This window comes from Candidatus Methylomirabilota bacterium (assembly GCA_035315345.1).
GTDB lineage: Bacteria > Methylomirabilota > Methylomirabilia > Rokubacteriales > CSP1-6 > CAMLFJ01.
In genome coordinates this window covers 21,299-28,637 of sequence record DATFYA010000134.1, presented here as the reverse complement: position 1 = coordinate 28,637, position 7,339 = coordinate 21,299, and the positions used below count along the sequence as shown (strand labels likewise).

Below are 7,339 nucleotides of genomic sequence, written 5' to 3'. Positions count from 1 at the left end.
GAACGGAGCCAAGCTTACCGGCGAGGTACTCCGCGTTGTCAGTGCCGCCACCATCTCCCCCACCGCCGGCGCCAGCTTGAAGCCGTGGCCCGACATGCCCGCCGCGACAAAGAAGCCCTTCACCGGCGACTCGTCGAGAATTGGCATCCAGTCGGGGGTGATGTCGAAGGCTCCCGCATAGCCGCGGATGAAGCGGGTGTCGGCGAACGCGGGGATGGCCTGTGCGCTGCGGCTCAGCACCGACGCCGCCTCGTCGAAACCGGCCTCACTGCCGAGCAGTTCGGGATCCATCGGGTGCTCGGCCTCATCATCGGTCAGTGAGCCGATGATCGACAGGCTGCCGCTCTCCGGGCGCGCGTAGCTGCCGCCGGCGAGGTCGAGGTAGACACAATGCGCCGGACCGAAGTCAGGGCCACGTGCCACCGAGAACACCGGATGGCGGCCGACGATGATCGGCAGCTCGACGGACGCGAGCCGGGCAACCTGTGGCGCCCAGAGGCCGGCGGCATTGACCACGACGGGGGCGTCGATGTGATCGCCGACGGCCGTGGTCACGCCGACCACCCGTCCGCTCGCCTGCCGAATGGCTACGACTTCGGCGCCTTGCTCGATCGTCACGCCGCCCCGCCGCGCCGCCGCCGCGAAGCCGGCCGTCACGGCCGACGGGTCGCCGTATCCCGAGCCGGGCTCCCAGAGGACGGCGCCGAGCCCGGACGGGTCGATGCGGGGCTCGATTCGGCCGAGCTCTGCCGGCTCGAGGATCTCGGCCTCGATCCCGATCTCCCGCTGGAGCGCCAGCGTTCGCTCCAGCGTGGGGCGCATGGCGGCCGACACCCCGATCAGGGCGCCGGATCGTACGAACCCGGCATCGCCGCCGACGACGTCGGAGAACTGCTCGAATACGGCGAGCGACCGGCGCACCATCTGGCTGGTCTCCCGCGTCGGATAGAGCTGCCGGATGATCCCCACCGACCGCCCGGTGCCGCCCGCTCCCAGGAACTTGCGCTCGAGCACCATCACGCGTTTGACGCCGAGCTCGGCCAGATGGAAGGCGATGGAGACGCCGATCACGCCACCACCGATGATCACGACGTCGGCGGTCTTCATGCGGGTGCGGCCAGCGCGTCCGCCTCGGCTCTGGTGAGGAGCCGCACGGGATCTCCCGTGGTGATCGAGCCCTCGCGCAGCACCCGCGCGTACACGCGGCTGTCGCCCGGATGGCGCTTCTGGGACACGCGAGACTCGTCGCGATCATGGAACGAGGCCCGGATGTTGAAGCAAGGCGAGGTATAGCGCGTGACCTCGGCGACCACCTCGTCACCGAGGCGCAGGTAGACGCCCGGCGTGACCTGGCTCCAGTCGATGCCTTCGATCGTGAGGTTCTCGCCGATGCTGCCCGGCTGGATCGGGTGACCCTCGGACTGGAGGGCTCGGATGCGGTCCTGCGAGAAGAGGCAGAGCGCCCGCTCAGGGCCGCCATGGTGAGTGCGGTTCCTCTGGGCATCGCCCTGCACGCCCATCGTGGTCACGCGCGCCGAGGCCACCGCTCGTTTCGGCACCCCGCCGGGCGACACGTTGATCCGGACGATCCGGGCTCCGTCGCTCATGGCATCGCCGTGTCCTTGTCCGGCATCAGTATCCACCACGACGCGCGCTAGCTAGGGAGTGGCTGCAGGCTTGCCGCGCTCGGCATCCCAGCCCGAGACCACTTGCGACCGACCGGAGGACCGCGCCGGGGACAGGCCCGCGGCGGCCGTCGCATCCAGCGATCGCAGTGCGTCGATGTGTCCCTGGGCCTCGGCGGCCCGGCCGGCGAGCAGGTACGCGCGCGCCAGCCAGAATCGCTCGTTGGCGCCCTTGGGGCGCAGCGCCACCGCGCGCTCCAGGGGCGCGATGGCCGCAACGGCCTTGCCATCCTCGACGAGAGCCTGGCCGAGATCACGCCAGAAGGCCGGCTCTGCCGGGTCGAGCGTGGTCGACTCCTTGAAGAGCACGACCGCCTCGGCGGGCCGGCCCGCCCGCGCCTGCTCGATGCCCGCGCTGTCGAGAGCGAAGGCGAGGTTGCGACGCGCGCTCTCGTGGTAAGGGGACAGGGCGAGGGCGCGACGCAGCTCCCCGATGGCTTCGCCATATTTCCCCTGTTTGGCGTGGAGCGCGCCCAGGTTCGCCACCGCATCAGGATAGTGCGGCATCAGCCGAATCGCCTCCCGAAACTCGGTCTCGGCCTCCCCGAGCCGGTCTCGGCTCACCAGAAACGCCCCGAGGCTGTTGTGGGCCGTGGGCCGGTCCGGCCGCAGGGCAACGGCGCGGGCCAGCTCGGCTTCCGCCGCGCCGGGCAGGCCGGCCGCGTGCAGCACTTCGCCGAGCTTCTGGTGGCACAGCGCGCAGGTGGGATCCGAGGTGACGGCGGCGCGCCAGAGGGTCTCGGAATCGCGCCAGATGCGGCTGTGGACCCAGCTGCCCGCGCCCAGCCCAACCAGCGCCATTGCCACGGCCGCCACCGTGGTCCCGAACACCCATCGGTTCACCCGCCCGCGCGCGCGTTGCTCGACGACCCACATCATGCCCGCACCGGCCAGGACCGCGAATCCGAGCCCGGAAAGGTAGCTGTAACGGTCATGGGCGAGCTGGTGGCCGGCGTGGGCGATGCCGCTCACGGGGGCCAGCACGATCATCGACTGCAGCCACGCGGCGAGTGCGCCCGGGACGCGGCGGCGACCGAGCACCAGGAGGATGGTGACCGCGACCAGGCCGAGGGTCGGCCACGCGAACCGCGGGTCCAGCAGACCGATGCGGGCAGGAAGCTCGTAGAGAGGGGACAGATTCTCGGGCCAGACGAGCTTCCACGGATAGAACCAGAAGCTGTAGCCGGTCATGGCCAGGCGGGCGCCGATGCCATAGTCGTCATAGCTCGTCCAGCCCGCCCCGCGGGTCACCGCCCAGCTCGCCACCAGCGCCGCGACGGCGGCGAGCGCGAAGTGGCCGAGCTTTTCCCGGATGAGCGCCGGCCAGCCCAGTCGGACGCGGCGCAGCGGGTAGACATCGAGCACGAGCAGGGTGAGCGGCAGCGTCATGGCCATCGCCTTCGAAGCCAGAGCCGCTGCGAACGCGAGGAGGGAGGCGGCGAGCCAGCGGCCGCCGAGCGTGCGCTCGCGCGTCGCGCCCTGCAGATAGGCGAGGACCGCCAGCAGGTAGAAGAAGCCGCACAGCACGTCTCGCCGCTCCGTGATCCACGCCACCGACTCAACACGGAGGGGATGGACGGCCCACAGGAGAGCGGCCGCCGTGGCGCCCAGCGAGACCGCCAGCGTGCCGGCGCCCGCGGACGTGCCGTGTCCCGCCTCACCCGGCGCACCGGCGGGCGCCGGGACAGCCGCGACGTTGAGCAGCCGGCGCGCGACGAAGAACAGCAGCCCCGCGTTGAGGGCGTGGATCAGCACATTGCCCAGGTGATAGCCCCATGGGGTCATGCCACCGAGGGTGTAGTTGAGCCCGAGGGTGAGCCACGTGAGCGGGATGTAGTGGCCCATCCAGGTGGCGGTGACCATCCACCGAAGCTGGGCCGGGCCGAGGCCGCGATAGCCCGTGTTCCACAGGAAGTTCCGGTCGTCGTCCCAGTTGAGGAATGCGCCGTCCAGGGCGGGCAGGAACGCCAGGAAGGCGAGCACGGCGACGAGGAGCGGCAGCGCGCGCAGCAGAAGGCGCCTCATCGGCTCAGCTCGGTGGCGTAGGCGGGGGCCAGCTCGCGCAGCGCCGCGACCTCGCGATCGGCGTCGGGTGTCCGGCCGGCCAGGCGATACGCGCGGGCCAGCCAGAAGCGCTCGGCGCCGCCCCGGGGCGTGGCCGCGACCGCCCGCTCGAGGATCGGGATGGCGGCGACGCCGTTACCCTGCTCCACCAGGGCCTGGCCGAGGCGGCGAAGCGCGTCGGGATCCTCGGGGGCCAGCAGCGCTGCTTCGCGCCAGAGGCGATCGGCCTCGTCCAGGCGCCGCTCGCGCACCAGCTCGATGGCGCGGCTTCGCAAGGCCCGGCCGAGCTCGGCCCTGACTCCGCCGCGGCGGCCGTCGAGTGCCAGGGCCCGGCGGAGCGAGCCGATCGCGTCGTCGAGGCGGCCCTGTCGGGCGTAGAGGACGCCGAGGTTGGCGGGAGCGTCGACGAGTCGGGGCGAGAGCCGCGCGGCCTCGCGAAACTCGGCCTCGGCCTCGCGGTCGCGGCCTTGCCGGGCCAGCGCCACCCCGAGGGCGTTTCGGGACGCCGATCGGTCGGGCTCGAGCGTCGCCGCGAGGCGGAAGTGCTGCTCGGCATCGCCGTCGCGACCCTGGGCCAGCATGATGGCGCCCATGTTCTCGTGCGGGCCCGGGCGGTCGGGACGGAGGGCGATGGCCCGCTGCACGTGCGCCTCGGCCTCCTCGAAGCGGCCGGGACGCGCCACGACACGGCCGAGATTGCTCTCGCAGAGCGAGCAGGCGGGATCGGCCGCGGCCGCGCGCCGCCAGAGGGACTCCGAATCCTTCCAGATCGTCGTCTGCGCGCGCGCAGCCATGCCGAGTGTGAGCACCACCAGCAGGGCTGCAGTGCACGCGCAAGCCCGGATCCACCGGCCGGCCGAGGCGCGGGCGCTTCGCCGAAGCGCCCAGACGAGTGCGGCGCCGGCCAGGACGGCGAAGCCCAGGCTCGACAGGTACGTGTAGCGGTCGGCCGCCAGCTGGTTGCCGGAGTGGACCACCCCGCTGATCGGTGCGAGCACGATGATCGAATGCGCCCAGGCCGCGAGCCCACCGGGCCAGCGCCGCCGCAGCAGCACGAGCGCGATGGTGATCACGGCCACCCCGAGCACGGCGCTCAGCGCCCACGTCTGACCCAGATCGAGGCGTCGGGGCAGCTCGTACATCGGAGAGAGATCCGTGGGCCAGATGAACTTCCAGAGGGAGAACCACCAGGCATAGGCGCCCAGCGCCAGCCGCGCGCCCGGGCCGTACTGCGCGTACGCCGTGATGTTGCCGGTCTCTTGCCGCGCCACGAAGGCCACGATGGCGGCGGCCGCCGCCAGCATCCCGTAGGGCAGCTTCTCTCGCGCGAGCGCCCGCCAGCCGAGACCCCGACGGCGGAGCGGATAGGCGTCCACGAGCAGCAGGCTCAACGGCAGCGTCATCGCGATGCTCTTCGACGAGAGCGCGGCCGCGAAGGCGGCCAGGGAGAGGCCCCACCACCGGGGCTGGATGGCTGCTCCTCCTGCCACGCCCCGCAGGTACGCCAGGGCCGCGAGCAGATAGAAGGAGCCGCAGAGCAGGTCCCTCCGCGCGCTGACCCAGGCGACCGGCTCGGCGCGCAGCGGGTGCAGGCCCCACAGCAGCGCCGCCAGCGTGGCGCCGGCGGCGATCGATCGGTTCGTGGGCGACTCGTCCGAACCGCTCGCGAGCAGTCGGCGCGCGAGCAGCCAGACCAGCACGACGTTGCCCGCGTGGAGCAGCAGGTTGCCGAGGTGATAGCCCCACGGCTCCAGTCCGCCCGTGACGTAGTTCACGCTCCACGTGATCCACGCCAGGGGGCTCCAGTGACCAAGGAGCGTGGTGGTGAACGCCCATCGAATTTCGGTCCAGCCCAGTCCGCGGTACGCGGTGTTGGTGAGGAATCCGGCCTCGTCATCCCAGTTGACGAACCCGGCCCGCAGCGCGGGAAGGAACGCAACGAATGCCAGGATCGCTGCCAGGATCGGCAGCCATCTCCCGAGCCGGTTCGTGTCGCCGACTGTCGGAGTCATCGGATTGATTGCCGTTGAGCGAGCGTGCGGGTGGATGGCCCAAACCCGAGCAAAGTCGCCTACTTCCAATATAGGGGTGCGAGCAATTTTTCCGACAGCAGTCTGCGATGCCGGCCGGGCGGGCCGGCTAGGGGCGGGCCTCGTTTCAGAGATCCACCCGGGTGCCGCGCCCGGCCGCCAGCGCCCGGTCGTAGGCCAGGCGGGCGGTGACGGCATCCTCCGGGGCGAACCCCACGGACTTGAAGAGGGTGATCTCCTCGGCAGACGTGCGACCCGGCCGCTTGCCGGTCACGACCTCGGCCAGCTCGGCCCGCACGTGACGCCGGGTGATCGCCCCGGCCTTGATCGGGATCAGCACGTCCCCGGCCTCTTCCCAGGCGCCATCGTAGGTATCCACCACCACGCGGGACTTCCGGACGGTGACGGTGTCCACCTCGCGGGTGGCGGGGCGGAAGTTGCCGACGGCATCGACGTGGGCGCCGGGTCCGAGATCGCGCCCGTCGAATACCGGCCGCGTCGCGGTGGTGGCGCAGCTCACCACGTCGGCGCCACGCACCGCGGCCCGGCGATCGGTGGCGATCTCCACCGGGAGGCCGAGCTCGTCCCGCATCCGCCGGACGAAGGCGCCGGCGCGTGCCGCATCCCGCCCGACCACGCGCACCCGGGCCAGCGGCAAGATCTCGCGCAGGCAGAGCAGCTGATGGCGCGCCTGCACGCCGGCGCCGAAGCACGCGAGCGTGTGGGAGTCGGGCCGCGCCATGTACCGGGCGGCCACCGCCGAGGCGGCCCCGGTCCGGATCGCGGTCAGGAAGCCCGCCTCCATCAGCGCGAGCGGCGTGCCCGTCTCCGGATCCGTCAACAGGTACGTGGCCTGGATGGTCGGCAGCCCGCGCCGCTGATTGCCTTCCACCACCGTCGCCAGCTTGGTCCCCAGGGCGCCGAGAGCGGGCAACGCGGAGATCATCGCGAGGAAGACTCCGCCCCGGCCCATCGGCAGGCCGGCCCGCGGCAGCGCGGCCACCCGGCCCGCCGCGCACTCGCGGAAGGCGCGCTCCACCGCCGCGATGACGTCAGCGGGCGTGAGAAGCGCCGCCAGGTCGTCGCGGCCGAGCAGGAGCATCAGCCGGGGTTGCGCCTGATCATCCGCTTGACCGTGGCCTCCAGCACCACCTCGCCGCGCTGGTTCGTCACCTCGTGCTTGTAGGTGACGATGCCGCGGTCGGGCTTCCTGGTCTCGCGCTTGTCCGTGATCGTCACGCCGACCTTGAGGGTATCGCCTTGAAGGACAGGAGCGACGATGCGGATCTCGCTGCCGAGGTAGGACATGCCGGTGCCGTGGATCAGCCCGGTCTGCATGATCAGGCCCTCGGAGAGGCAGAAGGTCATGGCTCCGGGGGCGGCGCGCCCTTTGAACACCGACTCCTTCGCCACGTACTCCATGTCCATGAACAGCGGCTCGTTGAAGCCGCACAGGTTCACGAACGCGCAGATGTCGGCCTCGGACACCGTGCGGCCGAGCGTCCGGTAGACCGCGCCGACGGTGTGCTCCTCGTAGGTCAGCCCGTGGCTCTTCACGCG

General features: G+C 71.6%; 6 protein-coding genes. All 6 read right to left on the bottom strand.

Going from position 1 to position 7,339, the window contains the following annotated elements:
• The coding region (locus tag VKN16_18275; GenBank protein ID HME96158.1) for an FAD-dependent oxidoreductase at positions 1-1,107 on the bottom strand (1,107 nt) is incomplete at its 3' end.
• The gene (locus VKN16_18270; GenBank protein HME96157.1) at positions 1,104-1,607 is read right to left on the bottom strand and encodes an MOSC domain-containing protein; all 504 of its coding nucleotides are present in this window, start codon (positions 1,605-1,607) and stop codon (positions 1,104-1,106) included. The genes VKN16_18270 and VKN16_18275, both read right to left, overlap by 4 nt.
• Before the next feature lie 51 nt (positions 1,608-1,658).
• Positions 1,659-3,710, bottom strand: a complete 2,052-nt coding sequence (locus VKN16_18265) for a tetratricopeptide repeat protein (protein HME96156.1) — start codon at positions 3,708-3,710, stop codon at positions 1,659-1,661.
• Entirely contained in the window at positions 3,707-5,761 is a 2,055-nt protein-coding gene (locus tag VKN16_18260) for a tetratricopeptide repeat protein (GenBank protein HME96155.1), read from the bottom strand. Before VKN16_18260 ends, VKN16_18265 begins: the two co-directional genes overlap by 4 nt.
• 145 nt (positions 5,762-5,906) lie before the next feature.
• On the bottom strand, positions 5,907-6,881 hold the full coding sequence (locus VKN16_18255) for an ornithine cyclodeaminase family protein (GenBank protein HME96154.1): 975 nt from the start codon (positions 6,879-6,881) through the stop codon (positions 5,907-5,909).
• Positions 6,881-7,336, bottom strand: a complete 456-nt coding sequence (locus VKN16_18250; protein ID HME96153.1) for a MaoC/PaaZ C-terminal domain-containing protein — start codon at positions 7,334-7,336, stop codon at positions 6,881-6,883. Before VKN16_18250 ends, VKN16_18255 begins: the two co-directional genes overlap by 1 nt.
• Between the last annotated feature and the right edge of the window lie 3 nt (positions 7,337-7,339).